This window comes from Actinomycetota bacterium (assembly GCA_018334075.1).
Taxonomy (GTDB): Bacteria; Actinomycetota; Coriobacteriia; order Anaerosomatales; family UBA912; genus JAGXSC01.
Map to the genome: position 1 here is coordinate 1 of JAGXSC010000055.1, position 26,000 is coordinate 26,000.

General features: G+C 58.9%; 23 protein-coding genes. 21 read left to right on the plus strand and 2 right to left on the minus strand.

From position 1 onward, the window contains the following. From KGZ89_07405 to KGZ89_07450, 10 genes are all read left to right on the plus strand, one after another. Positions 1-278 (plus strand): DNA polymerase I (locus tag KGZ89_07405; GenBank protein MBS3974673.1); only part of this gene is annotated, 278 nt, incomplete at its 5' end. 210 nt (positions 279-488) lie between these two features. Continuing rightward, a complete protein-coding gene (gene rpsA / locus KGZ89_07410; protein MBS3974674.1) occupies positions 489-1,805 on the plus strand; it encodes a 30S ribosomal protein S1 in 1,317 nt (438 codons plus the stop codon). 85 nt (positions 1,806-1,890) lie between these two features. After that, positions 1,891-2,499, plus strand: coding sequence for a dephospho-CoA kinase (gene coaE / locus KGZ89_07415; GenBank protein MBS3974675.1), 609 nt, complete (start codon positions 1,891-1,893; stop codon positions 2,497-2,499). Beyond that, positions 2,489-3,076 (plus strand): lytic transglycosylase domain-containing protein, encoded by a 588-nt coding sequence (locus KGZ89_07420; GenBank protein MBS3974676.1) that lies wholly within the window; start codon positions 2,489-2,491, stop codon positions 3,074-3,076. The genes coaE and KGZ89_07420 overlap by 11 nt, the downstream gene beginning before the upstream one ends. A 90-nt stretch (positions 3,077-3,166) precedes the next feature. Continuing rightward, positions 3,167-5,227, plus strand: a complete 2,061-nt coding sequence (gene uvrB, locus KGZ89_07425; GenBank protein ID MBS3974677.1) for an excinuclease ABC subunit UvrB — start codon at positions 3,167-3,169, stop codon at positions 5,225-5,227. A gap of 12 nt (positions 5,228-5,239) precedes the next feature. Beyond that, on the plus strand, positions 5,240-6,193 hold the full coding sequence (locus KGZ89_07430; GenBank protein ID MBS3974678.1) for an ABC transporter ATP-binding protein: 954 nt from the start codon (positions 5,240-5,242) through the stop codon (positions 6,191-6,193). Further along, positions 6,190-6,987 (plus strand): ABC transporter permease subunit, encoded by a 798-nt coding sequence (locus KGZ89_07435; GenBank protein ID MBS3974679.1) that lies wholly within the window; start codon positions 6,190-6,192, stop codon positions 6,985-6,987. The genes KGZ89_07430 and KGZ89_07435 overlap by 4 nt, the downstream gene beginning before the upstream one ends. Before the next feature lie 49 nt (positions 6,988-7,036). Beyond that, a complete protein-coding gene (locus KGZ89_07440) occupies positions 7,037-7,390 on the plus strand; it encodes a hypothetical protein (protein ID MBS3974680.1) in 354 nt (117 codons plus the stop codon). Positions 7,391-7,396: 6 nt separating this feature from the next. Further along, positions 7,397-8,755 carry an AarF/ABC1/UbiB kinase family protein gene (locus KGZ89_07445; protein MBS3974681.1) on the plus strand — a complete coding sequence of 453 codons (1,359 nt, stop codon included), beginning with the start codon at positions 7,397-7,399 and terminating at the stop codon, positions 8,753-8,755. Positions 8,756-8,879: 124 nt separating this feature from the next. Then, positions 8,880-10,208, plus strand: coding sequence for a glutamine synthetase (locus KGZ89_07450; GenBank protein MBS3974682.1), 1,329 nt, complete (start codon positions 8,880-8,882; stop codon positions 10,206-10,208). Here the strand turns inward: KGZ89_07450 and larE are convergent. Both larE and KGZ89_07460 read right to left on the minus strand, forming a co-directional pair. Beyond that, positions 10,152-11,042 (minus strand): ATP-dependent sacrificial sulfur transferase LarE, encoded by an 891-nt coding sequence (gene larE / locus KGZ89_07455; protein MBS3974683.1) that lies wholly within the window; start codon positions 11,040-11,042, stop codon positions 10,152-10,154. The genes KGZ89_07450 and larE overlap by 57 nt on opposite strands. 119 nt (positions 11,043-11,161) lie before the next feature. Then, positions 11,162-11,716, minus strand: a complete 555-nt coding sequence (locus KGZ89_07460; GenBank protein MBS3974684.1) for a cob(I)yrinic acid a,c-diamide adenosyltransferase — start codon at positions 11,714-11,716, stop codon at positions 11,162-11,164. An 88-nt stretch (positions 11,717-11,804) separates the two neighbouring features. Here KGZ89_07460 and uvrA point away from each other — a divergent pair, with 88 nt between their 5' ends. The 11 genes from uvrA (at position 11,805) to secG (ending at position 25,827) form a co-directional block, all read left to right on the plus strand. After that, positions 11,805-14,639, plus strand: a complete 2,835-nt coding sequence (gene uvrA, locus KGZ89_07465; GenBank protein ID MBS3974685.1) for an excinuclease ABC subunit UvrA — start codon at positions 11,805-11,807, stop codon at positions 14,637-14,639. Next, on the plus strand, positions 14,636-16,060 hold the full coding sequence (locus tag KGZ89_07470; GenBank protein MBS3974686.1) for a hypothetical protein: 1,425 nt from the start codon (positions 14,636-14,638) through the stop codon (positions 16,058-16,060). The genes uvrA and KGZ89_07470 overlap by 4 nt, the downstream gene beginning before the upstream one ends. Positions 16,061-16,062: 2 nt before the next feature. Then, positions 16,063-17,943, plus strand: coding sequence for an excinuclease ABC subunit UvrC (gene uvrC / locus KGZ89_07475; GenBank protein ID MBS3974687.1), 1,881 nt, complete (start codon positions 16,063-16,065; stop codon positions 17,941-17,943). Positions 17,944-18,045: 102 nt separating this feature from the next. Further along, positions 18,046-18,978 carry an RNase adapter RapZ gene (gene rapZ / locus KGZ89_07480; GenBank protein ID MBS3974688.1) on the plus strand — a complete coding sequence of 311 codons (933 nt, stop codon included), beginning with the start codon at positions 18,046-18,048 and terminating at the stop codon, positions 18,976-18,978. Positions 18,979-18,994: 16 nt separating this feature from the next. Further along, positions 18,995-19,948, plus strand: coding sequence for a YvcK family protein (locus KGZ89_07485; GenBank protein MBS3974689.1), 954 nt, complete (start codon positions 18,995-18,997; stop codon positions 19,946-19,948). Further along, the gene (gene whiA, locus KGZ89_07490) at positions 19,949-20,890 is read left to right on the plus strand and encodes a DNA-binding protein WhiA (protein ID MBS3974690.1); all 942 of its coding nucleotides are present in this window, start codon (positions 19,949-19,951) and stop codon (positions 20,888-20,890) included. Between the two features lie 80 nt (positions 20,891-20,970). Further along, positions 20,971-21,975, plus strand: a complete 1,005-nt coding sequence (gene gap, locus KGZ89_07495) for a type I glyceraldehyde-3-phosphate dehydrogenase (protein ID MBS3974691.1) — start codon at positions 20,971-20,973, stop codon at positions 21,973-21,975. A gap of 15 nt (positions 21,976-21,990) precedes the next feature. Then, on the plus strand, positions 21,991-23,184 hold the full coding sequence (locus KGZ89_07500) for a phosphoglycerate kinase (GenBank protein MBS3974692.1): 1,194 nt from the start codon (positions 21,991-21,993) through the stop codon (positions 23,182-23,184). Between the two features lie 27 nt (positions 23,185-23,211). Beyond that, complete coding sequence (gene tpiA, locus KGZ89_07505; protein MBS3974693.1) at positions 23,212-23,988, plus strand: triose-phosphate isomerase; 777 nt, start codon at positions 23,212-23,214, stop codon at positions 23,986-23,988. Continuing rightward, complete coding sequence (gpmI, locus tag KGZ89_07510) at positions 23,985-25,523, plus strand: 2,3-bisphosphoglycerate-independent phosphoglycerate mutase (GenBank protein ID MBS3974694.1); 1,539 nt, start codon at positions 23,985-23,987, stop codon at positions 25,521-25,523. Before tpiA ends, gpmI begins: the two co-directional genes overlap by 4 nt. A 58-nt stretch (positions 25,524-25,581) precedes the next feature. After that, on the plus strand, positions 25,582-25,827 hold the full coding sequence (gene secG / locus KGZ89_07515) for a preprotein translocase subunit SecG (GenBank protein ID MBS3974695.1): 246 nt from the start codon (positions 25,582-25,584) through the stop codon (positions 25,825-25,827). The last annotated feature ends 173 nt before the right edge of the window (positions 25,828-26,000 follow it).

Sequence of the window (26,000 nt, forward strand, 5' to 3'; positions counted from 1 at the left end):
CCTTCGGTGAGCGCACCGCGATGAACCACCCCATGCAGGGAACCGCCGCCGACATCATGAAGCTTGCCATGATCGAGGTCGACAAAAGTCTTCGCGAGCATGGCATGGATGCCAAGATGCTGCTGCAAGTACACGATGAGCTGGTCTTTGAGTGCCCCGCCGATGAACTCGAGAGGCTTTCTCGGCTTGCCTGCGATGCCATGGGGGGCGTCGTAGAACTCTCAGTACCCCTGGAAGTAAATGTGGCAAGCGGCGAGAATTGGGCTATCGCCAAGTAAACAGAGTATTGACATAGCTGGAAAGAGCCAGTATTGAGTTGTATACTTGTGCGACGATGCCTTCGGCTTTGCTGACGGGCGTCTGTTTGTAATGTAGGCCCTGGATATGTGTGGACAGCTTAGTGGGCGAAGATTGTGACCTGTTGGCGATTCGAACCTGTAGGCGACCAAGCATGCGAAGGGGCCCCGATTAGAAGGGGTCCAACCCAAATGAGTGAGCTTGAAAACGGCTCGGTGATTGATCAGACCGAGTACACTGATGAGGAGATGCATGCCCTCATCGACGGCACCATGGCGGATTTCGACGATGGTGATCTGGTCTTTGGTACTGTAGTGAAGGTGGAGCGCGATGAAGTGCTGCTCGACATCGGCTACAAGTCCGAAGGTGTGATCCCGGCGCGTGAGCTCTCCATCCGCAAGGACGCCAATCCTTCCGATATAGTCTCTACAGGGGACAAAATCGAAGCCCTGGTTTTGCAGAAAGAGGACAAGGATGGTCGCCTGATCCTGTCGAAGAAGCGCGCCGAGTATGAGCGTGCATGGAGCAGTGTCGAGGAGAAATTCGAGTCTGGGGAGAATGTTGAAGGCGAAGTAATCGAGGTCGTCAAAGGCGGCCTGATCATTGACATCGGTCTACGCGGATTTCTTCCTGCCTCACTTGTGGATCTACGCCGCGTGAAAGATTTGCTGGCTTATATGGGAACCAGGCTTGAGGCGCGCGTCATCGAGATGGATCGCAATCGCAACAACGTTGTGCTTTCGCGTCGCGTTGTGCTGGAGGACGGCCGCAAGAATGAGCGCTCCGAGGTATTGGGCAAGCTTGCAAAGGGCCAGATACTGCCGGGCGTGGTATCGAGCATCGTTGACTTCGGCGCGTTCGTTGACCTAGGTGGGATAGACGGACTCGTTCACATCTCTGAGCTTTCGTGGAGCCACGTCAACCACCCCTCCGAGGTCGTCAAGGTAGGGGACAAGGTGGAGGTTAAGGTTCTCGAAGTTGATATGGATCGCGAGCGGATCTCGCTTGGTCTGAAGCAGACACAGCCCGATCCCTGGCAGGAGCTTGTCAAGAAGTACCCGATTGGCTCCATTCTGGAGGGCAAGGTCACGAAAATCGTGCCGTTTGGCGTGTTTGTCGAGCTAGGGAACGATATCGAGGGCCTAGTGCACATCTCCGAGATGGCGCGGGGACATGTCGAGACACCCGAGCAGGTCACTGCTGTCGGCGAGCAGGTTCACGTCAAGGTGCAGGAAGTCGATCTTGACCGCCGACGGATTTCGCTGTCGATGCGGGCGGCCGGTGAGGCGCTTGGAACCGTCATCGAGATTCCTCCGAAAGAGGAGACCGAGACCGAGACCGACGCCGATGCCGGCGACGTGGAAGTCACTGAAGAAGTTGAGACCGAGGCCGAGGTCGACGACGTGGACGCCGCTGACGAAGTCGAGGTTGACGACGTGGAGGTCGCTGAGACCGAGGCTGTCGACGCGGATGCTTCTGAGACCGAGGATGGCGCCGACCGGGCGTAATGGAAGTTTGCGATTGGCGAAGGGCTTGAAGCACGGCTCACGGTAGCCGGGCCGAGCCCTTCGATCATCGTTCCGGAGGCCGAAGATGTATCTCATAGCGGTTACAGGTGGCCTAGGCTCCGGCAAGTCGACGGCGTGCGAGTTTTTCCAGTCCAAAGGCGCTATTTGGATTTCACTCGATGCGCTGGCTCATCAGCTTCTCGATCCGGGAACCTGCGTGTATCGGCAGGTCGTGGATTCCTTTGGCGTAGAAATCCTTGACGCTCAGGGCAAAGTTGAGCGCGCCAAACTTGCGGACATCGTGTTTCGCAACCTAGAGGCGCGAAAGAGGCTGAACGCCCTCGTGCATCCTGCGGTACTGCGCGAGCTCGCCGAAGGTATTGCGAGCCTTCGCCTCATGGAGGACCCTCCACATGTGGTTGTGCTGGAGGTACCGCTACTCGCGGAGGCTCCGGCCTTTGCGGAGCTTGCCGACACAGTGTTATCGATCGAGGCCCCCGAGGATCTTCGAATCGCACGCGCGGTGGCTTCAGGGCGGAATCGCTCAGACACGCTCCGCAGAATCGCGGCACAGGCTAGCGATGCTGAGAGATCGGCACTCGCCAGCACCGTGATATCGAACACCGGTTCGAGGGAGGAGTTTTTCGGCAAGCTGGAAGAGTATTGGGACGCGGTGATATTGCGTGGCGCGTAGAGGCATTTTCGTGTGGTACCGACTGGTGATCATCGGAGCGTTGGCGCTCATGGCGGGAACGACCTTTATGTTTTTGCGCGGGCCGGATTTTTTGCAACGCCTGTATTATCCTCTGCCCGAGGAGTATCGGTCGATGATCGCCGATTCCGCGCAGCGGCACAGAGTAAGCCCTTATCTAGTGGCCGCCATCATTCAGGGAGAGTCAAGGTGGCGTTCGGATGCCGTGTCTCCCGCCGGTGCTGTTGGCCTGATGCAGCTATTACCATCAACGGCCGCGGACATGGACCACGCGGTGGCCGCGCACTTTGCCTCCTCGGCAGGAAAACTCACTGACCCTGCGACGAACATCGAGTTCGGGAGTGCCTATTTCCGGTTTTTGGTGGAAAGGTACAATGAGATCGAACCCGCGCTGGCTGCGTACAATGCGGGCATGCGAAACGCCGATGAGTGGGTCGCCAAAGGCGGCGACATAAGGGATGCGATCGAGTTTCCGGAAACCCGCCACTACGTTTTGCGTGTCATGCGGGCAAAAAATGCGTACGAGCGATTGTATCCTGACGCTTTCGAGAATGAGTGAAAGGCGATATCGTCCTTGAGCGACTCGACACGACTTGACCAGGCAGGTGTGCTTGGCGAAGAGAGCCTGAAGAGCCGAGAAAGCCGAGCTATCCGCGTTGTCTCCGAGTATCAGCCCGCAGGGGATCAGCCCAAAGCTATCCGGGAACTGACGGAGGGCATCGAGAGAGGGTTGAAGTATCAGACGCTTCTCGGCGTGACCGGCTCAGGCAAGACGTACACGATGGCCAAGACGATCGAGGCGACCCAGCGGCCTACGCTCATTATGGCGCCGAACAAGACCCTTGCCGCACAGCTCGCGGCTGAGCTAAAGGAGCTAATGCCGGACAACGCGGTCGTCTACTTCGTTTCTTACTACGACTACTATCAGCCGGAAGCCTACGTACCGACCACTGACACGTTTATCGAAAAGGACGCGTCGATAAACGCCGAGGTCGAAAAGTTGCGCCATGCCGCCACGGCCACCTTGCTTTCTCGGCGTGATGTGGTGGTGGTGGCCAGCGTGAGCTGCATCTACGGAATCGGCTCCCCTGAGGATTACGCCGGAATGGCCGCTTTTCTCACCGCCGGCGAAAGGCTTGACAGGGAAGACCTGATCCGAAATCTCATCGACATCCAGTATGACCGAAACGATTACGAGCTGGCCCGCGGAGCCTTTCGTGTGCGCGGGGATGTCGTCGATGTTTTTCCGCCTTACGCGGACCGCCCTGTCAGAGTGGAGTTTTTCGGTGATGAAATAGAAAGCATCGCCGAGTTCGAACCTGTTACCGGCGAAGTGATGGTCACCTTCAAGTGGTTACCGATTTGGCCCGCGACGCACTATGTCACCGCGCCGGAAAAGCTCGCCTCGGCGCTGAAGACTATCAAGGAGGAGTTGTCGGGACGGCTGAAAGAATTGAAGGCAGACGGCAAGCTGCTTGAGGCCCAGAGGCTGGAGATGCGGGTTGGATACGACCTTGAGATGCTTGAGACGATGGGATTTTGCTCAGGGATCGAAAACTACTCCCGCCACCTTGACGGAAGGCGCACGGGTGAGCCACCCAACACGCTCATAGATTATTTTCCCGAGGACTTCGTGTGCTTTATCGACGAGAGTCATGTTACGGTGCCCCAGATCCGGGGGATGCACGAAGGCGACAGGTCCAGGAAGCTTACCTTGGTGGGACACGGGTTCAGGCTTCCAAGCGCGCTCGACAACCGGCCATTGCGCTTCGACGAGTTTGGCGCGAGGGCGCATCAGATCGTCCATGTCTCGGCGACCCCTGGCGATTGGGAGGCGAAAGTAACCCAGCAGGTCGTGGAGCAGATTATTCGCCCCACCGGGCTTGTCGATCCGCAGGTCGTTGTGCGTCCCGTCAAGGAGCAGATCGACGACCTGATCGGGGAAGTCAAAGAGCGTGTAGAGCGCGATGAGCGCACCTTGGTGACAACCCTTACCAAGAAGATGGCCGAGGATCTGACGGAGTATCTGATAGAGCAGGGCGTAGCCACGAGGTATTTGCACTCCGACATCGGCACGCTCGACAGAATCGATATCTTGAGGGATTTGCGCCTCGGCGAATTTGATTGCCTTGTGGGTATCAATCTATTGCGTGAAGGACTTGATCTGCCCGAAGTTTCCCTGGTGGCGATCTTGGACGCCGACAAGGAGGGGTTTCTGCGCAACCACCGGTCGCTTATACAGACTATCGGCCGTGCGGCGCGCAACGTGTCAGGGCAGGTCATACTCTACGCGGACAGGATGACCGAATCGATGCGGCTGGCAATCGAGGAGACCGACCGACGCAGGGAGATACAGCTCGAGTACAACGCGAAGCATGGTATTGAGCCGAAGTCGGTGCGCAAAGCGATCTCGGACATCGTGCAGTATGTCCGAGAAGGACAGGCCGAGTACACGACCGCGGCTCAGGCAGCCAAAGAGCTCTCGGCTCTTCCACGATCTGAGGTCATGAGAATACTCTCCACACTGGAGGAAGAGATGTTAGCAGCGGCAGAGGCGCTGGATTTTGAGAGCGCGGCAAGATTGCGCGACCAGATAGTAAAGCTTAAAGTGGAGATTGAGCGACTGACCGAGGACGAGGTCATCGGTCGCCTCAAGCAGGGAGCCAGACGGGGTTCGGGACATGGAAAGAGCAAGCGCCACCGCAAGTGAGAGGGAGATGCCATGGGCTCGGCCGCGATTGAGTGCAAGAATCTCACCAAGTACTACGGCAAGTCGCGTGGTATCGATGGCCTGAGCCTTACCGTTGAGCGCGGCTCCACCTATGGATTCCTAGGTCCAAATGGCGCCGGGAAGACCACAACGATCCGGTGCCTTCTCGGCATGCTGCAAGCCACCTCTGGAGAAGCATTTGTGCTTGGGGAACGAGTGAAGCTGGACGGAGCCGGACTTCGGCGGCGCATCGGCTACGTGCCTGGCGAGGTCAAGTTGTACGAGAAGGAGACCGGCCGGTGGCATATCGATTACATCTCGCGTTTCCGAGGAGGGCCGGGCTCGCTGACTGGTGAGCTGATCGAGCGGCTGGCGTTTGATCAGGGTCGCCGCGTTCGTGAGCTTTCGAAGGGAAACCGTCAGAAGTTGGCGCTTGTGCTGGGGTTGATGCACGACCCTGAGCTGCTGATGCTCGACGAGCCGACAAGCGGATTGGATCCTTTGAACCAGGAAGTGGTCTTCGACATCGTTTCCGAGCGCGTCGCCGCGGGCGCCACCGTGTTTCTCTCAAGCCACATACTCTCTGAAGTCGAGCGTGTTTGTACAACGGTCGGGATCATCAAGGAGGGGCGTCTGGTCGCCGAGGATCATGTTGAGTCGCTGCTTAGAAAACGTCTGCGCAAGCTCGAGGTCACCTTTCACGAACCCGTCGGGGCAGAGGCGCTTTCCGATGTGCCTGGGGTGAAGGACATCACGATTCTTAGCCCCAGAAAGGTCGCCGCCAAAGTTGAAGGAGAAGGTATCGATCGATTACTGAAGCGGCTTTCCGCTTACGAAGTGGACGATCTCGTGATCGAACACGAGTCGCTCGAAGAGGCGTTTGTCGACTACTACCGTAAGGAGGCGGTTGTAGGCGAAAGCGAAGCGGATCTGCCCGACCGCCGGAAGGAAGTCGATCGAACATGAACCTGAATCTGCTATTGGGCACGTTGCGGCAACGCCGAATTGGTCTGTTTTGGTTCAGCTTCGGGCTACTGGCCTACTCCTGGGTGATGATATGGTACTGGTCGATTCTCGGTGAAGAGTATTTCGAAATGATCGAAGCGATGCCCCCAGAGATGCTTGTCGCATTTGCGGGTTCAGCTGATATCGAGTTCGGCACGTTGGGGTCATACTTTCAAGTCGAATACCTTGGTTCCGGGTGGATCATTATCGTTGCTGCCGCGATGATCGTTTATGCGGCCAAGGCTGTCGCCAGCGAAATCGCGGCGGGCACCATGGAGCTTTTGATCGTCCAGCCGATCGCTCGTATAAAGTTTGTGCTCACGCGCATAGTAGGATTGGTGATATACGCGGCGGTGCTAACGGTGGCTTCGTTCGCGCCTATTCAGATTTTCGGAGAACAGTACAACATCGAGCTTCCCGGCCGCACTATCGCACTGCTCTATGCCACAGGGTTCCTGTTCGTGCTCACCGTCGGCAGCTTCGCTTTTATGCTGTCATCGGCGATGAGCAGCGGTGGTCTTCCCGGAGCGATTACCGGCTCGCTTTTGGTGGTTATGTGGATTTTGCAAGCCATATCGCAATTCGCGGAGCTCGCCGATAACTTGCGGCCGGTGAATATCTTCGAATATTGGCAGCCTGGGGTATTAATAAACGACGGCGTGGTTTCGCCGGAGATATGGTGGGTCTATGGCGGTGCGACTATTGTGTCGCTGGCCATTGCCGTGGTTGTGTTCTTGCGAAGAGATCTGACATAGACGAATCTGTAGGGGCTGTGCGGCCTTAGCACGATCAGGAGGATTGATAATGGTTACAAACGAACAGTTTATGCGTTTTCTTGCAGCCTGGGCGCTTGTTCACGAGACTGCGGATGAAGGATGGAAGGCAGCGGTTGAGCGCGGGAGTAGTGTGACCCCTGAGGCGATGAAAACCGGCCCGGAGGCCTTCGTGGATGGACTCTCGGCGATAATCGCGGAAGAGAAGGATCGCCTCAAAAACGAACTCGCGGCAGGTGGATCAGACCCGGATGGGCGCACCGCCTCGGAGGGCGACAAAATCGATGAGCTGCGCTTCGAAGTGGCAGAGCTCAAAGGTCGCATCGAATCGATGAGCGCGACTTTGGATATGATCGCGAAGCGCACAACTTCGTCCGGAGAGTAGGTTTCTATGCCGGGTCGAGGGCTACAGATCCTCACTGTTTTTTCCCGCAGGGCACTTGTGGCCGCCGTGGGCTCGTGGTTTGGCCTTGCGCCGCCGCCTCAGCGCCGGGCCGTGATCGCTCGGCAGATGAGACTCGCTTGCGAGGAGCTCGGCCCGACCTTTATCAAGCTTGGGCAGCTTGCTTCCGTGCGCCCCGATATCTTCCGGGCGGAAACCGTCTTTGAGCTCGAACGATTGCAGGACTCGGTTCCGCCTGTTTCGACGCAGTCGGTCTTCGATATCATAGAAAGCGAATTCGGGTGTCCGCCGAGCGAGTTGTTCGAGTCGATCGACCCGCAGCCGCTTGCCTCGGCGTCGATAGCGCAGGTCCACCGGGCGCGTCTTGCGCAAGATTATCGCATGACCTGCGGCCGGAGCCTGTGTGCCGGTGCCGAGGTGGTTGTGAAGGTGGTAAAACCGGGCATTGAGGAGACGATAGAAAACGATCTTGCGATTGTCCGCAGGCTGGCTATGGCCATCGGTAAAGCCGGGCTCGATCGAAGGATGGATATTGTCGGCACGATTGACGAGTTCGCGCAATCGTTGCGGAACGAGGTCGACCTGCGGAACGAGGGCCGTGTCGCGGACAGGTTCGGCTTCGATTTCCGGCAAGACGCGCTTGTCGCGGTACCCGGAGTGGTGTGGTCGCGTTCGACGAGCCGGGTTCTGACGATGGAGTATGTGGAAGGCTGGCGGCTTACCGATATCACCGATGCCGAGCGCGCGGGCGTGGATGCTTACGGGCTGGCTCTTCATGGAGCGGAAGTCTTCATGCGACAAGTTCTTGTCCTCGGCAGATTTCACGCCGATCTTCATCCCGCCAATCTGTTTGTCACGCCGGATTCGCGCATCTGCTACCTGGACTTCGGGATAGTCGGTAAGACCGAGCCGGCTCAAAGGATAGCCATTGCGCAGGTGCTCGCCGCTACTGTCTACGGCGACGCCGATAGGGCGGTTCGTTACAGCGCCGAGCTAGGCTTGCTTATCCCGGAAGACAGGGAGGCACAGGTCCGAAGTAGTGTCGCTGCGCTCATGCAGCGAACGATCGCAAATCCCGGCGGCTCCGACGTTCGCGGTTTCGCGATAGGATTTCTCTCGATACTCGCTGACTTCAGGGTAAAGATCCCGGCTGGCTACGGGCTTCTCATCAAGGCACTGGTCACCGTTGACGGCGTTTGCAGATCGATATACCCGGACATCGACATTGCCAAAGCCGCGAGGCCGTACGCTACTCGCCTGATAGCAAGGCAGATGCTGCAGCCGCAGCGCGTCTGGTCTAAGATACCGGAGGTGCTCAGAAGCGCGATACGGGTCATCTCCGAGTAACGATTGTGCGTCTTGCCCTTTATTTTGTTGGCGCTTGGGAATATCCTACGTAAAGTCATGTTTGTTCGGTGGACGGCGCAAAATCAGCGACTTCATCATCGTAAGCCATGCGAAAGGGGCTAACGTGTCAGATACGCAACGGGCAGAAGCGATTGCGGCAATAAAGGATAGCGAAATAGAGTTTATTCACCTGTGGTTCACTGATGTTCTGGGCTTTCTCAAGACGTTTGTCATATCGGTTGACGAAATCGATGTGGCCATGAATGAAGGAATGGGTTTCGACGGCTCGTCGATCCAGGGATTTGCGCGTATCCAGGAATCCGACATGATCGCGATGCCGGACCCCTCCACACTCAAGATCATGCCCTGGAGAGACGAGGGGCAACTTGTGGCCACCATGTTTTGCGACATCAACAAGCCTGATGGCTCGCCTTACGAGGGTGATCCCAGGTATGTACTGAAGCGCACGCTGCGTAAGGCCGCCGAAGAAGGCTACACGTTTTATGCCGGTCCCGAGCTCGAGTACTACTACTTCGAGGACGACACTTCGACGAAGTTGCTGGACAAGGCCTCATACTTCGACATGACTACGCGGGATATCGGCGTGGACTTACGCAAGCAGACGGTCCGCTCCCTAAAGAGCTTCGACATCCAGGTCGAGTACAGTCATCACGAGGTTGGCCCGAGTCAGCACGAGATAGACCTGCGCTACAGCGAGGCTTTGCGTATGGCCGATATCGTTATGACCTATCGACTTGTCGTCAAGGAGGTCGCGCAGCAAAACGGCGTCTATGCGACGTTTATGCCCAAGCCCATGTATGGTGAGGCCGGCAGTGGAATGCACGTGCATCAGTCACTCTTTCGCGGCGACAAGAATGCGTTTTTTGATGCAAGCGACCAGCACCACCTTTCGGCGGAAGCGAAAGGGTATATTGCGGGCATCTTACATCACGCGCCCGCGATTACCGCTATCACCAACCAGTGGGTCAACTCTTACAAGCGTCTCGTTTCCGGCTTCGAGGCCCCGGTACATGTTTGTTGGGCTCACAGGAACCGCTCTGCGCTGGTGCGGGTTCCGATGTATAAGCCGGGGAAGGAGAAGGCCACTCGTATTGAGTTGAGGTCTCCGGATCCCGCCTGCAACCCCTATCTGGCTTTTGCCGTAATGCTTGCGGCCGGCCTCGACGGAATTAAAAAGGGCATGGTTCTCGAGCCTGACGTGGTCGAAGATGTTTATGAGATGAGCGACGCCGAGCGTTCTGAGCGCGGTATCGGGCGACTGCCCGGGGATCTCATCAATGCGGTTAAGGCGCTGGAGAATAGCGAGCTGCTGAGGGAGACTCTCGGCGAGCCGCTCTTCAGCTGGTACGTGCGTAACAAGCGCATTGAGTGGGACTCATATCGCAGCAGAGTGACCTCCTGGGAGCTGGAGGAGTATCTCCCGCTGCTCTGAGTCGAGGCCTTCGTTCAGGCTTCCAGAGCGGTACCCTTCCAGGTCCACCGCCGCAAAAGTGAAACCCGCCGATTTGAGGGCTGACGCAATTTCAGCTCTCGTCTCCCATGCGCGCTCAAACTCATCTGGCCCCACCTCCAGTCGGGCCAGATCGCTGTGGGCGCGCACCCGGAGTTGGCGAAAGCCCAGTGCTCGGATCGCAGCCTCGGCGGCGGCCACGCGATTGAGCTTGCCTTCGGTGATCTCTTCGCCGTAAGGAAAGCGGGAAGCCAGACACGCCATCGATGGCTTGTCCCAGTTCGGCAATCCGAGAGAGGAGGCTATGTTGCGGATATCGTCTTTCGTCAGGCCGGCATCCGCCATCGGACTCAATACCCCGTATTCTTTTGCCGCGCGGGTGCCGGGACGAAAGTCGGCAAGGTCATCCAGGTTCGATCCATCTACCACGTGACGCAGGCCTTTGTGGTCCGCCACGGTTCGAAGCAGGCTGAACAGTTCGGATTTGCAGTAATAGCAGCGATCAATGTCGTTTCTGCGGAACTTCGGATCGACAAGCTCATGGGTCTCTACCTGAAACAAGCGCAATCCAAGATCGGACGCTAAAGCGCTTGCGTACTCGACTTCGTGTGCGGGATAGGTGTCGCTTGAGGCGAGCACGGCAAGACAACGATGCCCGTGCACGACGTGGGCAGCCACGGCCAGAAGCGTAGAATCTATGCCGCCAGAATAGGCGACCAGAACGCTTTCGTACTCCGCTAGGCGTCCAAGTAGGAGATCATACTTTTGGATAAAATCCACGCGACGCGCTCCCCAAATCTGAGTGAGTTTCAGCATATACTATCATCGGATAATTTGAAGCCAGCAATAATAGCCCATTAAGATAGACGGCGGCTTTGCCGAGCCGAGCACCCGCTAAGACGCGATAAGCGGTGAGCCATTCGGTTACTCGCCGCTCAATCGGCGGGATTGACCTCTCGCGCCGTGCTCACGTAAACCGCCATCGTGAAGAGGGCGTCTGAGAGCCTGTTCATGTACGCAAGCACGCCTGCGGCAGCGGACTTATCTTCGAACAGCGCGACGACACTGCGCTCAGCCCTCCTTACGACTGATCTGGCCAGATGCAGGCGTGCGGATCTCTCGCACTCGCCCGGCAGGACAAACTCTTGCGGCATACCGCCGGTGATCCGCGAAAAGTCGTCGATGAAGCACTCCAGTGAGGCGATCTTTTCCGGGTCGATTCCAGTGCTACCCGCATCGCTGTTGTCAGGCGCAGCGATAAGCGCGGCACACTCGGAAAGGCAGCGCTGAGCGTTTTGAAGCGCCTCGTCCAGTCTAATATCGGTGGCGGTCGAAGCGCATAGCGCCGCGCGCGCAAGTCCAATCGCCGAGGCGGCTTCGTCGATCTCGCCCAGTGCGTGGATCCTTGGATCGCTCTTTGGAACGGACCCCTGGCCGAGAAGTGAAGTCTCGCCCTGGTCTCCTCGGCGGGTATAGACTCGATTAGTCATCTGGCCTCCATTTCGCTGTTATTTCAGCTTACGAGGTACAATGGGATGTTGTCAGAAATCGGCAAAAAGTTTGGAGACAGGTTTTATCATGCCACTGGATTTTATATCCATCCGCGGTGCGCGCGAACACAATCTTAAAGGCTTCGACCTAGATATTCCCCGCGACAAGCTGGTAGTCATCACAGGGCTTTCCGGCTCCGGCAAGTCTTCGTTGGCGTTCGACACGATCTATGCCGAGGGCCAGCGACGATATGTGGAGTCGCTTTCTGCGTATGCCCGGCAGTTCCTCGGCCAGATGGACAAGCCCGATGTCGATCATATCGAAGGGCTCTCCCCCGCGGTTTCTATCGACCAGAAGACCACAAGTCGTAATCCCCGCTCCACGGTCGGTACGGTTACAGAGATCTACGACTACCTGCGCTTGCTGTTCGCGCGCGTTGGAATCCCGCACTGCCCGGTGTGCATGCTGCCGATTGAGCGCCAGACCAGCGATCAGATTGTCGATCGTGTGATGGAGCTGCCCGAGGGTACGCGCTTTTTGGTACTGGCACCTGTCGTCAGGGGCCGAAAGGGTGAGCACAGCAAGCTTTTGGAGGACCTGAAGCGCGAAGGCTTCACGCGGGTGCGCGTGGACCGGGAGAGCCGTTCGCTCGATGAGACGATTGTTTTGGACAAGAAGTACAAGCACGACATTGAGGTCGTCGTCGATCGGCTGGTGATGAAGGACTCTCTTCGCACCCGCCTGACGGATAGCATCGAAACCGCGCTGCGACTAGCCGGCGGAATCGCCGTAATCGCCGTCGTCGATGGCGAAGAGCAGACCTACTCCCAGGCGCTCGCGTGCCCGGAGCATGGAGTCTCGATGGACGAACTTGCGCCGAGGGATTTCTCGTTCAACAGCCCCTACGGGGCGTGCCCCGACTGCGCGGGACTCGGCTCCCGGCTCGAGGCGGATCCATCGCTGATCGTGCCGGATGGATCCCTGTCGTTGGAAAGGGGGGCGATCAAGCCCTTCTCGGGAGGCATGACCTACTACCCGCAGCTTGTGGCGGCGGTCGCAAAGCACCTCGGGGTATCTGTGAGCACGCCCTGGGATGAACTACCGAAAAAGGCGCAAGCTGCCTTTCTTGAGGGGCTCGGCGACACACGCATAAGGGTGGACTACGTCACGCGCGACGGAAGGGACACTCACTGGTATTCGCGCTACGAGGGCGCGCTCGCGAGCGTTATTCGCCGCCACTCAGAGTCGGAGTCAGACGCGGTCAGGGACAAGCTCGAAGAGTACATGGCGGTGATTCCCTGCAAGTCTTGCAAGGGCGCGCGCCTCAAGCCCGAGATACTTGCGGTGACCTTCGCCGATAAGAACATCTTCGAGGTCACTACGATGAGCGCCAAGGAGTCACTGAACTTCTTTGAGACGGCGACAATCTCTGAGCGGCACGCGCACATCGCCTCCAGAGTTATCAAGGAGATCGTGGAGCGGCTGCGCTTTCTTGTCGACGTGGGGTTGGACTACCTTACCCTCGAGCGTGCCACCGCGACGCTTTCCGGCGGTGAAGCCCAGCGAATAAGGCTGGCTACCCAGATCGGGTCGGGCCTGATGGGAGTGCTCTACATCCTAGATGAGCCGTCGATAGGCCTGCACCAGCGCGACAATGCGCGATTGATATCGACGATGGAGCGTTTGCGCGACCTCGGCAACACTGTAATTGTTGTAGAGCATGATGAGGAGACGATCCGCGCATCAGACTTTGTTGTGGATATGGGCCCGGGAGCTGGTGAGCATGGCGGAAAGATCGTATGCGCGGGGCCGCCGGAGGAGATGTTGCGCTGCGAGGATTCGCTGACAGGCGCCTACCTTAGCGGGGCACGAGCCATTCCGACTCCGGAGAGTGTGCGTCAGCCGAATAAGGGCGCAATCTCGGTGATTGGCGCATCGGAGAACAACCTCAAAGACATCGATGTCGAGCTTCCCCTCGGTACGCTGACCGTCGTCACGGGCGTAAGTGGAAGCGGAAAGAGCTCGCTTGTCTCGGATACTCTTTCGCCCGCGCTCGCAAACAGGATCCACAGGGCACGGCGCCGGACCGGTAAGTTTCGCTCTCTGCTCGGTTGCGAGGCGATCGACAAGGTCATCGACATCGACCAGTCACCGATAGGTCGCACGCCTCGCTCCAATCCCGCCACATACACCGGGGTGTGGGACGACGTCCGCTCGCTTCTCGCCAGTACTCCGGAGTCTCGCGCCCGTGGTTATGCTCCCGGCCGCTTCTCCTTCAATGTCAGAGGCGGTCGATGCGAGGCCTGTAAGGGCGATGGCCAGATAAAGATAGAGATGCACTTTCTCCCCGACGTTTATATCAAGTGCGAGGTATGCAAGGGCGCAAGATACAGCCGAGAAACTCTGCAGGTGACCTATCGCGGCAAGAACGTTTACGACATGCTGGAGATGACGGTCGAGGAGGCGCTTCACTTCTTCGAGAACATCCCGCAGGTTAGGCGGAAGCTTCAGACGCTTCACGACGTCGGGCTTGGATACCTGCGTATGGGACAGCCGGCCACCACCCTTTCCGGGGGCGAGGCCCAAAGGGTCAAGCTGGCGAGCGAATTGCAGCGGCGCAGTACGGGAAGAACCTTCTACATACTCGACGAGCCGACCACGGGACTTCACTTCGACGATGTACGCCAACTGCTTGCCGTACTGCAGCGGCTGGTGGATGCCGGTAACACTGTGCTCGTCATTGAGCACAATCTGGACGTGATAAAAAGCGCTGATCACATCATAGATCTAGGTCCTGAGGGCGGGAATCGAGGCGGGCAGATAGTCGCAACCGGCACACCGTTGGAGGTCGCAAAGTGCGAAAGCTCCCACACGGGGCGGTTTCTCTCGGCGGCACTGGAAAGAAGGGGGCGTCAAAAGTGAAGCGCGGCCCGCACATGTTGACGCGGTCCATAGGCGCTCTGGTCGCCCTGGTTGCCTCGGCGGCCCTGGTGCTCGCGATCTACATGGGGCAGCTCCGCTCTCCGCACGGCGACTTCGAGGTGAGGCCGCTTGCGCCCTCTGCGCCTGCCGAGACCACCCTGCGCGCCTTGCGTATCGCCGGGATCGAGCATGCCTCGGTGGGGCTGTGGCGCGATGCGACGCTCGTGAGGGTGTCGGTGCCGGCGATCGATACCTCGGCGGACATCGAGATCGCGATGCAAGCCGCCGTTGCAGCCGTTGCGGCCGGGTTTCCGGACTCCGAGACCTACATGGTGCAGCTCTTTCAGGTCGATCAGCCGCTGCTGCAGGTCGAGTGGAGCGGCGCTGACGTGCGCTCGGCGATCAGCGCCGATGATGCCTCGGCCTTGCGCAGGGCCGCGAACTTCACCTTCCTGACCGCGTCGGCCGAGGCGCCGACGGAACAAGAGCTAACAGCGGCTCAAGAACTACAGGCGGTCGTTTTAGAGCCTGAAGGATCGGCGCGCTTCGCTATTTTGCTGCGGGAGACAAGACCGCAAAACGGGCCGGGTTTTTTCGGCCCGGTCACCAGCGTGTCGGTAGAGGCGCCCGGACACTACCTCGATGAAAAGAACCGGATGTTTGGCGTGCTTGATGATGAAAGCCCTGCGCGAGAAAACATCGCGGCCCTGGCCAATGAAGTCGAGTCGATGCGAAGAGCGGCACCCGGAATTCCCGCGATGCAGCCGGGAGGCGAGGCAGGCCGAGTATGGACCCAGCGTGCGAGCGAGACGCTGAGGCGACTTGCCGCTACCCCGTCGGTAGGTGCGATAGCCGTGCGCGAAGTGCGTGCCGAGCTAAGCGACGCCCCCTCGCCGCAAGGAGCCGGGCAGGTCGAGCGGGTCAGGGGTATCGCGCTTGCCGCCATGGCCCTGGAAGGAGAGGGCCTCGGCACTCTGTTGCGGCCGGCGCATGAACTGGCGCTCTACATACGGGAGTCCCGTCCAGCACAGGACTCCGATCTGCCAGTCTTGCGGCAGATGGTTCCGGCCGCAAACGGAGAGTTGCCCGCTCGTGAAATCACAGACTTGAAGCGGACGCAGGAGCTGGATTTCGAGTTGGCGGGTCCAGCCGGACGTGGCTCGGCGGTGCATAAAGTTGTCAGCGCCGCCGGCAAGGACGGCATCAGCTATGCACACGACGGGGCACTCGAGACCCTTGCTCCCCAAAGGTGGCTTGCCTACTCGCACTCCGACGGCAAGATCTACTGGCTTGCCGGAGAAGAAGGCGATGCGGCGCTTGTCGATGGCTCTCTGCATGGATGGGGCTGGGTCAAGCAGCGCGCCTATGTCGTGGACGCTCGGCATCTCGGCAGAGTCATCGCTCATGTTCCGGTGAGGTGAAGATGGCCGAGACGCACACATCATTGGCCGAGCAGCTATCAGGCGTCCCGGACTCTCCCGGCGTCTACCTTTGGAAGGACTCGGCGGGTACCGTTATCTACGTCGGGAAGGCGAAGTCACTTCGCAAGCGCATGCGGCAGTACGTGGCCGGGCAGGACGATCGGGAGATGACTCCGCTGCTCATGAGCCAGGTGACCGCGTTCGATTATGTCGTCACCGACACGGAGATCGAGTCACTGATCCTCGAGAAGAACCTCATCCGGCAGTTCTCGCCGACGTTCAACGTAGACTACAAGGACGACAAGAGTTATCCGTATATCGCGCTGACCACCACGGATGCGTTTCCGGCGATCAAGTTCACGCGCGAGAAGCATCGCGAAGGGACCACATACTTCGGGCCTTACACCGACTCCCGCGCGGCGCGCGCAACGATCGAGGCGGTCCGGAGGGTCTACCCGATATGCAGCGCGTCGTGTGTGGAGTGGAAGCGGTTGATAGCGCGAGGCGGGAATCCGACCGACCGTGCCTGCTTCGATTACAGCGTCGGCAAGGGGCCGGGAGCCTGTGTGGGCGCGGTTTCCTCGGCGGAGTACTCGGCGACGGTGCAAAGAGTCATCGGCTTTATGCGTGGCCGCCATAGCGAGGTGGCTGATGAGCTTGAATCCCGGATGCGCAACGCCGCCGAGGAGCTCGATTACGAGCGCGCCGCGCGATTCCGCAACAGGCTCGAGGCGCTAAAGGTGTTGCAGCAGCAGCAAAAGGTCGTCTCGTCCAGGGCGCTCGATGTCGATGTCATCGGCATCCATCGGGAGGAGACTATCGCCGGAGTCCAGGTTTTCGTCGTGCGGGAAGGCAGGGTCCTTGTCGGCAACGAGTTCGTTCTCGACAAGGGTATGGATATAACCGCCGAGGAGCTCGTCGAGGGCTTCTTGCTGCGCTACTACGACGGGACCGCTTACGTTCCGCGCGAGGTGCTGCTGGAGCACGCGCCCGAGGACAGGGAGCTTTTCGAAGAGTGGCTTTCCGGGCTAAGAGGTCGGCGCGTCCGGATAAGCGTTCCCAGGAAGGGCGAGAAGCTCGCCTTGCTCCAGATGGCCTCCATCAACGCGCGGCACACCTTGCTGCGCCACAAGATGCGCACCCGCTACGACGACGAGCGACTCAATCTCGCCCTCATACAGCTCGAAAGCGCGCTGGCCCTCGAGAAGCCGCCAATGCGGATCGAGTGCTACGACATCTCTACACTGCATGGTCGGCACTCGGTGGGATCTATGGTGGTGTTCGCCGAGGGCAGGTCGGATGTGTCCGCCTATCGCCGCTTCAGGGTCCGGTCCCAAAGCGAGGGCTCTGATGACGTGGGTATGATGGCCGAGGTGCTCCGAAGGCGATTCGCCCCCGAACGCCTTGCCGACGAGCGCTTTGGCCGCGTTCCGGATCTCGTTATCGTTGACGGCGGGAAGCCACAGCTTTCCTCGGCGTTAAAAGCGTTGGCCGAGGCGGGCGTGTCCGAAGTGCCCGTGGTCGCTCTCGCCAAGCGCGAGGAGGAGCTGTTCGTCCCCGGATTTGACGAGTCCGTGAGGCTGCCTGCCGGCTCGGCGTCGCTTTACCTGGTGAAGCGGATTCGTGATGAGGCGCACAGGTTCGCGGTGACCTACCATCGGGAGCTTCGCGGCAAGGCGATGACAGCGAGCGTGCTCGATGACATCCCCGGAGTTGGCCCGAAGCGCAAGAAAGCGCTGGTGAAAGCGTTTGGCTCCGTCAAGCGTTTGCGCTCGGCGGACGTCGAGCAGATAGCGGCTGTGCCCGGGATCTCTCGTGAGGTCGCCGAGGACGTTTTCGCTGTTCTTGCGCAGGTGCAAGATATCGCCTCCGACAACGGATGAGCTTGGGTATACTTCGAGTTGTCGCCGAAGTTTTTCGGCGATTGCCCTACCGCTTTCAGGTGCAGGGCTTGTGTTCTCGGCAGTTGACAGGTGGAGTGAGCCATGGACGAAAGATGCGACCTTCCCGAGGATGATCAGGAAATCGGACCTACCGTGCCCTCGCCGGAGTTCGTGGTCATCACCGGCATGTCGGGAGCGGGACGCACCGAGGCGATACACACGTTCGAGGACCTCGGCTACTTTTGCATAGACAACCTGCCCCCCAGCTTCATCCGGCAGGTAGTAGGACTAATGGCGCTGCCCGGCAGCAGGGTCCGCCGGATCGCCGTGGTCTGCGACGCGCGGTCGTTGGACTTCTTCGATGAGCTCTCAGGCGAGTTGAGCCATCTGGAAAACAGCGGCATGGCGTACAGCCTGCTCTTTCTCGAAGCTGATGACGAAACTCTCGTGCGGCGCTTCAAGGAGACACGCCGACGGCATCCGCTGTGCACAACGGGTGGCTCTGTTCTCGAAGGCATTTCGGCCGAACGCGAAATACTCGCCGAGATACGCGCGCGCGCGGATGTCATCATAGACTCCAGCACGCTCAGGCCGTCGCAGTTGCGAAAGGCGCTCAAGGACAGGTTTTTCTCGGCCACCCGCAAGCCTTACCTTACGGTCACTGTCGCGTCGTTCGGCTTCAAGCACGGCGTCTCCGTCGATGCGGACATCGTGATGGATGTGCGCTTCTTACCAAATCCTTACTATTTACCAACCCTCCGTGATCTGACCGGTCTCGACGACGAGGTGCGGAAGTTCGTGCTCGAGCGCGAGGAGACCGCCGAGTTCCTTTCGCGCTGGTTCTCTCTTCTTGAGATGTTGCTACCGGGCTATGTGATGGAGGGCAAGGCGCACCTTGTTATCGCTTTGGGCTGCACGGGAGGAGTTCATCGAAGTGTGGCTCTCGCCGAAAAGACCGCGAAGTTTCTCACTGACGAGGGGTACTCGGTTGCTGTCAGCCACAGGGATATCGACAAGGAGCGTCACGGGCGATGAGCGCGGAGGTGAGAGTTTGACGCGGCGAGCGGTGGCGATTGGCGGCGGAACGGGATTGCCGATGGTCTTGCGCTGCCTTCTCAATCTCGGGCACGAGGCCACCGCGATCGTTACCATGGCTGATGATGGAGGCTCCAGCGGGCTTTTGAGAGAGCAGCTCGGCATGCTTCCGCCCGGAGACGTGCGCAACTGCCTCGTTGCGCTCTCCGACCCTGAAAGCCTGCCTTCTCGGCTGTTCCAGTACCGGTTTCCGCACGGGGAGGGACTCGCCGGCCACGCCCTGGGCAATCTCATCATCGCAGCGCTGGCTGATATCACCCGAGGATTCCCGGAGGCCATCGAAGCGGCTTCCGGCCTGCTTGGATCGCGAGGCAGGGTGCTTCCATGCACCCTTACGGATGTCAGGCTGCTTGCCACCGACGCCGAAGGAACGACCATCTCCGGGCAGGCTCGGCTGGCTCGCTCCGCCGGGCCGTTTGCTGACATCCGGCTCGACCCGGAGCTCCCGCCAGCCTATGCGCCCGCAATCGAGGCGATATCCTCGGCGGATATCCTCGTGATCGGCCCGGGCAGCTTGTTCACGAGCATCCTGCCAAATCTGCTTGTAGCGGGTGTGGCACAGGCGATCCGCGAATCCGGCGCACGGCGCGTATACGTTTGCAATGTGGCAAATCAACGGGGCGAGACAAGCGGCATGGACGCATACGACCACGTCAAGGTGCTTGTGGATTATGGACTCGAAGGCGCGCTTGACGCTGTGCTTGTTCACAGAACCTTGGCGTCGACGGTACCCGGAGAGCAAAGAAGGCTCACGGGCGTCATCGAAGCAGTGACCGCCGACAAGGACGTCGAGGCGCGGATCGCCGAGCTGACGCCAACCGTTCTCGCGATGGAGATGACCGATGCCCGAAACCCGTACAGGCACTCATACGAGCGGCTGGAGCGCGGACTCGCGGAGGCCATAGGCTAAATGTCGTTTACCGCCGAAGTAAAAGATGAGCTTTCGCGGGTAGAGCCCGGCAAACTGTGCTGTCAGAAGGCCGAGTTGGCCGCCCTGGTCCGCATAGAGGGCACGCTTCATATCGCAGGACCCGAGCGCTTTCAGCTGGAGCTGGCTACCGAGACGGCGCCGGTTGCACGCAAGATGGTCAAGCTCCTGCATCGCCTATATGAGCTCAAGACCGAGATCACGGTGAGGCGGAGCATCCTACACAAGACGAATAACTACCTGATAGCCGTGATTGATCAACCCCGCCTGCCGCAGGCGCTAAACGAACTCGGCATACTCGATGATTCGATGAATCTGACGCGCGGAATCCTTCCGCGAGTAGTGCGCAGAAACTGTTGCGCCATCTCTTGCCTGCGGGGCGCTTTTCTCGGCGGAGGATTTGTCGCTGATCCGCACGGCGATTTTCACTTTGAGCTGACGGCGGATTCCAGGCAGGTGGCCGAGGATCTTTCGATGTTGATGCGGCGATTCGAAATACAAGCGAAGGTATCGCAGCGACGGGAACTTCACACTGCCTATCTCAAAGGAGCCGAGCCCATAGTGATGTTTCTCGCTCTGGCCGGTGCGCACTCGGCACTGCTGCGCACTGAAAACGTAAGAGTGGTAAAGTCCATGCGTAACGAGATAAACAGACTCGTAAATGCGGAAACCGCGAACTTGTCAAAATCGGCGGACGCCTCACTCGAGCAGATCGAGGCGATTGAGCTGCTGGACAAACTCATCGGTCTGGAAAATCTTCCACCGGCGCTGCGAGATTTGGGATACTTGCGTCTGGAGAATCCCGAGGTGAGTTTGAGAGAGCTCGGAGAGCTTGCCGAGCCGCCGCTGTCGAAGTCAGCGGTATATCATAGGGTTCGGAGGATCACCGATTTGGCTCGGCGAGTCTCGGGAGGGGAAGCGTAAGCGCTAGCACGCGGGATCCCGGAGAGCGGGTCGCCGCAGGTGAAGGCTGAGGGCAGCCCAGGCTGCAGAAGGAGGTAACAGTGACGATCAAGGTTGGTATCAACGGGTTCGGTCGTATAGGACGTCTGGTGTTTCGGGCGATGGAGTTTGATCCGGCTGTCGAGGTTGTGGCGGTCAACGATCTGACGAGCGCCAAGACGCTTGCACATCTGCTGAAGTACGATTCGATCCATGGACGCTTCGCCAAAAAGGTTGAGGCCGCAGACGACGGAATCCTGGTGGAAGGCCGCTTCGTCAAGGTCATGTCCGATCGTGATCCGGGCAACCTTGGATGGGGAGCTCTCGGAGTCGATGTCGTAGTCGAGGCGACCGGGTTTTTCACCGACGCGCTAAAAGCGAAAGCGCACATCGACGCAGGCGCCTCGAAGGTGCTTATCTCGGCGCCCGCCTCGAACGAGGACATTACGATCGTCATGGGTGTGAACCATGAGGAGTACGATGCGGCCCGGCACCATGTGGTCTCCAACGCCTCTTGCACGACGAACTGCCTAGCGCCCGTCGTCAAAGTTCTGCGGGACTCCTTCGGCGTCAAAAGGGGCTTCATGAACACGATCCACAGCTACACAAACGACCAGAACATCCTCGACCTGCCCCACAAGGACCTGCGCCGCGCGCGCGCTGCCGCAATGTCGATCATTCCGACCTCGACCGGTGCCGCCAAGGCGATAGGTCTAGTCGTGCCCGACCTCAAGGGCAAGGTAGACGGCATGTCCATGCGCGTTCCTACCCCCGATGGTTCCGTGGTTGACCTCGTCGCCGAGCTTGGACGGGATGTAACCGCCGAGGAGATCAACGCCGCGATGAGGGCGGCGGCGGAAGGGCCGATGAAGAACATCCTTGAGTACTGCGAGGATCCTATTGTTTCGGTGGATGTTGTTGGCAACCCCGCCTCATCCGTTTTCGATTCGCTGCAGACTATGGTTATGGGCGGCGAAGGAAACTTCGTGAAGTGCATCGCGTGGTACGACAACGAGTGGGGCTACAGCAACCGCGTCAATGACCTCGTCAAGTACATGATGGCCTAAGGGGTCGAAAGCGCCATGTTTGACAAGAAGACTATCAAGGATGTGGATGTACGGGGCAAGAAAGTGCTTGTCAGAGTCGACTTCAACGTTCCTTTGCACGAAGGTGCGGTTACCGATGACACTCGTGTGAGGGCCGCGCTGCCCACCCTGCGCTACCTTGTCGATCATGGAGCGCGGGTCATCGTGATGAGCCACCTTGGCCGTCCAAAAGGACAACCCGATCCCCAATATTCACTGAGACCGGTGCGGCGGGTATTGCAGCGCCTGATGGGGCGCAACGTCGTATTCGTCGACGACATCGTGGGGAAAGAAGCCACTGAGGCTGTTTCGCGGATGGTGGACGGAGAGATTTTGATGCTCGAAAACGTCCGCTTTCATTCCGGCGAGAGTAGCAACGACCCGGAGTTTTCGCGTGCCCTTGCCGATCTCGCGGACATCTACGTGAACGACGCCTTCGGCGCAGCGCATAGAGCGCACGCGTCCACTGTTGGGGTCACCGGGTTTCTGCCTGCGGTCGCGGGTCTTTTGCTCGCACGCGAAACAGAGACCCTCACCGAGATGCTGGCGAGTCCGGACCGCCCGTTCGTGGCTATTCTCGGCGGCTCGAAGGTTTCGGACAAGTTCGGCGTTATAGATCGGCTGCTTGAAAGCGTTGACACTCTGGTGGTCGGCGGAGGAATGTGCTTTACCCTTCTGGTCGCTAAAGGGATTGATGTGGGAAAGTCGCTGGTTGAGCCTGAGTGGGTAGAGCCCGCCAAAGCCATGCTGGATAAAGTGGCCAACAACGGCGTTGAGCTGCTGCTTCCCATAGATTTTGTGGTATCCGATGCGATTGCCGAAGACGCCGAGACAAAGATAGTCGGCCGAGAAGAGATTCCGGCTGACATGATGGGGCTCGATATCGGCCCGGCGACCATCGAATTGTTTGCCGGCGCCATCGGCGACGCCAAGACCGTGTTTTGGAACGGCCCCATGGGCGTTTTTGAGCTCACGCCGTTTGAGGGCGGAACCCGAAAAATTGCCACGGCGGTGACGCGGAACAACAGAGCCGTTTCTGTGGTAGGCGGCGGCGATTCGGTCGCGGCCTTGAGAAAGTTCGACCTTGAGGGGCGGGTGACTTTCGTTTCGACGGGCGGGGGGGCTTCGATAAAGTTGCTCGAGGGTTCGAAGCTTCCAGGAGTGGAAGCCTTGCGCGACCGTGAGCAGTAGGGAGGCCACCTTATGAATGGAGAATCGATGAAGCGCCGGAAAATGATCGCCGGAAACTGGAAGATGAATAAAACCGCCGGAGAAGGCGCTATCTTTCTTCAAAATCTAGAAGAGATGGTAGCGAAATACTGGGGCGATATCGATGTGGTGGTCTGCCCGCCATTCATCGCCTTAAAGAGCGTTTCGGTCGTTATTGAACTGGATCGGCTAAAGATCGGCCTGGGCGCTCAAAACGTGCACTGGGAGAGCGGCGGAGCCTATACAGGGGAGATATCCTCGGTGATGCTGAAAGATCTCAGGTGCGGGTATTGCATCGTCGGGCACTCCGAGCGTCGAGAGATGTTCGATGAGAGCGACGAGAAGGTAAACAAGAAGGTCAAGGCGCTGCTGGCCGCTGGCATCGTCCCGATTGTGTGTGTCGGCGAGACCCTGGAGACTCGTGAGAGCGGCGAGACCGAGCCTTTCGTGCGGGCACAGCTTCGTGCCGCCCTGGAAGGAGTATCGCCTCAAGACGCCGCCAAGGTGGTGATCGCGTACGAGCCGATCTGGGCTATAGGAACCGGGCGAACACCCACGCCGGAAGCGGCCAACGACGTCGCGCGCTCAATACGCGCCACCGTAGGAGCGATCTTCGGACCACCGGTGGCCTTGTCCTGCCGGGTCCTCTATGGTGGCTCGGTCGCGCCCGAAAACGCCGCGATGTTCTTCGCCGAGCCCGACATCGACGGAGCCTTGGTGGGCGGCGCATCACTCGATGTCGATTCCTTCGCGGGCATCGTGGCTTTGGCGAGGCAGCCGGAATGACCAAGCGCCTTCCTGCGGCGCTGATCGTGATGGATGGATTCGGAATCGCCGAAGATGGTCCTGGCAATGCGGTCTCTCTTGCGCGGACGCCGAATCTGGATGCGCTTTTCGGCGGTTATCCGTACACGACTTTGCGCTGCTCAGGTCTGTCGGTCGGACTGCCGGAGGGCCAAATGGGTAACTCGGAAGTCGGGCATCTGAACATCGGGGCTGGCCGTGTGGTATATCAGGAGTTCACTCGCGTGAATCTTGCTATCGAGGATGGCTCACTTCGTGCCAACCAGGTTCTTGTCGAGACTATGGATAGAGCGATAGAGAGCGGAAACGCTATTCACTTTATGGGGCTTCTCTCCGATGGAGGAGTTCACAGCCACCAAGAGCACCTGTTCGCGTTGCTCGAAATGGCGGCGGCCAGAGGGGCGAGCGACATATTCGTTCACGCGTTTCTCGACGGAAGAGATGTGCCGCCGCGTTCCGGAGCGGGCTATCTCCAGAAGCTTGTCGACAAACTTCAAGCAATTGGTGTCGGCCAAATTGCGAGCGTGGCCGGTCGGTATTGGGCCATGGATCGCGACAATCGATGGGAGCGGGTAGAGAGCGCGTGGCGCGCGATCGCTCTTGGCGAGGGAGCCTGCGCACTCGATCCGATCCAGGCGGTGCAAGCCTCATACAGCTCTGATGTGACGGACGAGTTTGTCACGCCGACGGTCATCTGCGATGAGCATGGCAAGCCCCGCGCGATCGTGCGTGATGGTGACGCGCTCGTGTTCTTCAACTTCCGGCCCGACCGAGCGCGTGAGATCACCCGGGCGTTTGTGGATTCGGGCTTTTCGGGTTTTGCTCGCTCGGTATTCCCAAAGACGCACTTTGTATGCCTGACCGAGTATGATCCAACGATCAACGCTCCAGTCGCTTTCCCAAAGGCCAGCCAGTGCGGTGTTTTAGCGGATGTGCTCTCCGATGCTGGCTTAAGGCAGCTAAGAATCGCGGAGACGGAGAAGTACGCTCACGTGACATTTTTCTTCAATGGCGGCTCGGAGGTGCCCAGAGAGGGTGAGCGGCGCATTTTGATCCCCAGCCCCAAGGTTTCGACCTACGATCTCAGGCCCGAAATGAGCGCCTTCGAGGTCACGGATCGTCTGGTAGCTGAGATCGAGGCGGGATCAGCCGATGTTTACATCGTCAACTATGCCAATTGCGATATGGTGGGTCATACCGGAGTGCTGAAGGCGGCTGTGTCGGCGGTCGAAGTGGTCGATACTTGCGTGGGTAGAGTTGTTCGGGCTATTCGCGAAAAGGGAGGAGTCGCGATTGTGACAGCCGATCACGGGAATGCCGAGCGCATGCTCGAAAGCGATGGGTCCTCGCCCTTTACAGCTCATACCAGCGGAGAAGTTCCGATGTGCGTGGTGGCCGAAGATGTTCAGGCCTTGACGGCCGGCGGGGTTTTGTCCGATGTGGCTCCAACTTTGCTTGAGCTTATTTCGATAGAGACGCCCGCCGAGTGGACGGGACGCTCCCTGCTGATATACTGAGCCTCTGCAATTATGAAACTCATCGCGCCAGGTGCGCGAAAGGGAAGGAATGCCGGAAATGAATGGGCTTGTTGTGATATTGCTGGTACTGCACGTCGTCGTGTCATTTGCGCTTATAGTCTTTGTGTTGCTGCATTCCGGAAAAGGTACCGGGATGTCCTCGATGTTCAGCGGCGCACTGCCGACCACCTCGGTGGGGACGAGCATCATCGAAAAGAACCTCAACAAGATCACAGTAGTTCTGGCGGTGACCTTCGTCGTAAACCTGCTATTACTGATGGTTCTTTACACGCCGGGCGGCTAGTTGCCAAAGCAGGATGACAAAGCTTTTCCTTGTGTTATACTACGAAGCTGTTGATATAAGAGGTACCTTTAGCGCTTCGGCTGCCTAGACGATCGGAGCAGTCGTTCGAACCGGCGCAAAGGGTACGAAAAGCGAATCCGATTGGCTCGGTCTACGTCCGCACAAGCGGGCGC

Coding starts and splice junctions, on each gene's coding strand:
- KGZ89_07430 (MBS3974678.1), top strand. CDS start 5,240: ATGGGCTCGGCCGCGATTGAGTGCAAGAATCTCACCAAGTACTACGGC.
- KGZ89_07440 (MBS3974680.1), top strand. CDS start 7,037: ATGGTTACAAACGAACAGTTTATGCGTTTTCTTGCAGCCTGGGCGCTT.
- KGZ89_07460 (MBS3974684.1), bottom strand. CDS start 11,716: ATGACTAATCGAGTCTATACCCGCCGAGGAGACCAGGGCGAGACTTCA.
- KGZ89_07500 (MBS3974692.1), top strand. CDS start 21,991: ATGTTTGACAAGAAGACTATCAAGGATGTGGATGTACGGGGCAAGAAA.
- gpmI (MBS3974694.1), top strand. CDS start 23,985: ATGACCAAGCGCCTTCCTGCGGCGCTGATCGTGATGGATGGATTCGGA.
- uvrC (MBS3974687.1), top strand. CDS start 16,063: ATGGCCGAGACGCACACATCATTGGCCGAGCAGCTATCAGGCGTCCCG.
- KGZ89_07445 (MBS3974681.1), top strand. CDS start 7,397: ATGCCGGGTCGAGGGCTACAGATCCTCACTGTTTTTTCCCGCAGGGCA.
- whiA (MBS3974690.1), top strand. CDS start 19,949: ATGTCGTTTACCGCCGAAGTAAAAGATGAGCTTTCGCGGGTAGAGCCC.
- KGZ89_07435 (MBS3974679.1), top strand. CDS start 6,190: ATGAACCTGAATCTGCTATTGGGCACGTTGCGGCAACGCCGAATTGGT.
- coaE (MBS3974675.1), top strand. CDS start 1,891: ATGTATCTCATAGCGGTTACAGGTGGCCTAGGCTCCGGCAAGTCGACG.
- larE (MBS3974683.1), bottom strand. CDS start 11,042: ATGCTGAAACTCACTCAGATTTGGGGAGCGCGTCGCGTGGATTTTATC.
- tpiA (MBS3974693.1), top strand. CDS start 23,212: ATGAAGCGCCGGAAAATGATCGCCGGAAACTGGAAGATGAATAAAACC.
- rpsA (MBS3974674.1), top strand. CDS start 489: ATGAGTGAGCTTGAAAACGGCTCGGTGATTGATCAGACCGAGTACACT.
- uvrA (MBS3974685.1), top strand. CDS start 11,805: ATGCCACTGGATTTTATATCCATCCGCGGTGCGCGCGAACACAATCTT.
- secG (MBS3974695.1), top strand. CDS start 25,582: ATGAATGGGCTTGTTGTGATATTGCTGGTACTGCACGTCGTCGTGTCA.
- rapZ (MBS3974688.1), top strand. CDS start 18,046: ATGGACGAAAGATGCGACCTTCCCGAGGATGATCAGGAAATCGGACCT.